Origin of the sequence: Flectobacillus sp., assembly GCF_049240685.1 — a bacterium.
GTDB lineage: Bacteria > Bacteroidota > Bacteroidia > Cytophagales > Spirosomataceae > Flectobacillus.
Genome location: NZ_JBMLSD010000367.1, coordinates 13,019 through 15,799, shown reverse-complemented (window position 1 = coordinate 15,799; position 2,781 = coordinate 13,019). Strand labels below are relative to the sequence as shown.

The window sequence follows — 2,781 nt, the reverse complement described above, 5'->3', positions numbered from 1 at the left end:
TTGCCTTGCGCCTGTAGCCTAATGCCTTCAATACAAAACTTGCATATTAACTTACCCTTCTTACCATTTTAAAGTAAACTATGAAAAAAATCTTCTCTTCGGTGTTAATTTTCCTGCTCTTAAGCTACAGTGGTTTGGGGCAGTTTTCTATCCAAAATTTAACAGTGGAAAATCTTACCAACCCTATTGGAATCGATGTAGCACAACCCCGATTTAGTTGGCAGATTTACTCAGATAAGCAAAATGTAAAGCAAACAGCCTACGAAATTAGTGTTCGTTCGGGCAAAAAGCTTGTATGGTCTTCAGGCAAAATAGCCTCTGCTAATTCCTTGAGGATTCGGTACGATGGAACAAATTTGATATCCGATACCAAGTATACTTGGCAGGTCAAAGTATGGGATAACCAAAGCAAGGCGCCAGCAATGGCCAAGGCTAGTTTTCAAACCGCCTTAATGCAAAATAATGAATGGAAGGCACAATGGATTAGCTCAGGGTTTGAGGCAGATACGGTTAACGGAATAGTACCACATTTTCGAAAAACATTTGAACTCAAAAAGCCTATTGCCTCTGCTACGATATTTGTTACTTCAAGAGGTTTGTATGAAGCTCGTATCAATGGAAAACGCGTTGGAGATGCATTTTTGACACCTGGTTGGACCAGTTATAATAAACATCTACAATATCAGACCTATGATGTAACAAAACAGGTAGCATCTGGGAAAAATGCTATTGGTATAAGCCTAGGAAGTGGGTGGTATAGAACTAGATTGGCTTGGGAAAATCAAAAAAATATCTACGGCAAGGAAACGGCCATTTTACTACAATTACATCTGAAATTTGCAGATGGGACGGAGGATTGGGTGATTTCTGATAACTCTTGGAAAACGAAGCTTAGTCATATCACCTTTTCAGAAATTTATGATGGCGAACGTCAAGATTTGAGAAAAGAGGTGAAAGGCTGGGATTCTGTAAATTTTGATGACTCCAATTGGCAACCTGCGAAGATGATGTCTTTTGCAACAGACTATTTGACTGCCTCCATCAATGAACCTATCAAAAAACAAGAGACTTTTAAGCCTATTAAGGTGCTGACTTCTCCAAAAGGAGAAACTATATTAGACTTTGGGCAAAATATGGTGGGTTGGGTCTCCTTCAAAATATCGGGGAAGGCAGGACAAACGATTAAGCTATATCATGCCGAAATGTTGGATAAATATGGTGTTCCCTATTTTGAAAACCTTCGTTCTGCCAAAGCCCAAGCGCATTATATTTTGAATGGCGAGCCTAATCAAATGTTAGAACCGCATTTTACTTTTTTCGGATTTAGATACGTAAAAGTAGAAGGTCTAGCAGATAAAATTAATCCAGAAGATTTTACGGCTGTGGCGCTGCATTCTGATATGAAAGCTCTTGGCAATTTTGAGTGTTCAAACCCTTTGGTAAATCAATTACAAAAAAATATTCGTTGGGGGCAAAAGGGCAATTTCTTGGATGTCCCAACCGACTGTCCGCAACGTGACGAGCGTTTGGGCTGGACGGGCGATGCGGAGGTTTTTTCAAGAACAGCAGCTTACAATTTTAATGTAAATCAATTTTTTGCCAAATGGCTCAAAGATGTAAGTGCCGACCAAGAGCCCGATGGTGCTATTCCTTTTGTGATTCCGAATGTGCTGGGCAAGGTGACAGGTGCAGCGGGATGGTCGGATGCTGGCATTATTATCCCTTACAATATGTATGTGGTATACGGCGATAAGCAAATCCTCGAAGACCAATATGCAAGCATGAAAGCCTATTTGAATCATGTAAGGAAGTTAGCAAAAAACGATTTATGGAATACGGGTTTTCAGTTTGCAGACTGGTTATCTTATCGCATCGATGACTCAAAAAGTACCATAGGACAAAAATCTGCTATAACAGATGTCTATTTGGTGGCACAATGTTTTTATGCCTACAATGTAGATTTGATGATAAAATCTGCTAAAATTCTGCAAAAGAATGATGAGGTTGTAGAATATGAAGCCTTGCTTGAAAGGATCAAAAAAGCTTTTCAACAAGAATTCATGACTGCTTCAGGTAGGTTAATTTCAGAAACTCAAACTGCTTATGTATTGGCCTTGCAATTTGATATGTTGCCCGAAGCGCATAGAGATGGCGCCGTGAAAAGATTGGTCGATAATATAAAATCCTATAATTATCATCTTACCACAGGCTTTTTAGGAACCCCATTTTTAAATCCAGTTTTAACTAGGTTTGGTCAAAATGAGATTGCTTACAAACTGCTTTTACAAGATACTTATCCATCGTGGTTATATCCAATAAAATCTCATGGAGCAACTACAATTTGGGAACGCTGGGATTCTATGAAGCCCGATAGTACTTTCCAAGACCCAAGTATGACTTCGTTTAACCATTATGCGTATGGAGCTGTAGGCGATTGGATGTATCGTACAATCGCAGGTATCGATACCAAAGAGGCTGACGGCGCTGGTTATAAGTCGAGTATTATCAAACCCGTAATTGGAGGAGGATTAACTTATGCTAAAGGATATTATTTTACACCTTACGGTAAACTTGCCTCATTTTGGAAAATAGAAGGAGATTTGTTAACCCTTGAAATCGAGATACCGGCTAACACCGAATCGACAGTCTATTTCCCTACTTCGGATACAAGCTCCATAAAAAGCAATGGGGCGATAGTTACAGATTTGAAACATGAGGGAAAATGGATTTCAAAAACCTTTGGCTCGGGAAAATATGTCTTTACTATGAGAATTTGAAAAT

Annotated in this window: 1 protein-coding gene; it reads left to right on the top strand. The window is 39.2% G+C overall.

What is annotated here, in order from left to right; translation table 11 throughout:
• Positions 1 to 80 precede the first annotated feature (80 nt).
• Positions 81 to 2,777, top strand: a complete 2,697-nt coding sequence (locus ACOVQ4_RS17010) for a family 78 glycoside hydrolase catalytic domain (RefSeq protein WP_421821819.1) — start codon at positions 81 to 83, stop codon at positions 2,775 to 2,777.
• Positions 2,778 to 2,781: the final 4 nt, after the last annotated feature.

Coding starts and splice junctions, on each gene's coding strand:
- ACOVQ4_RS17010 (WP_421821819.1), top strand. CDS start 81: ATGAAAAAAATCTTCTCTTCGGTGTTAATTTTCCTGCTCTTAAGCTAC.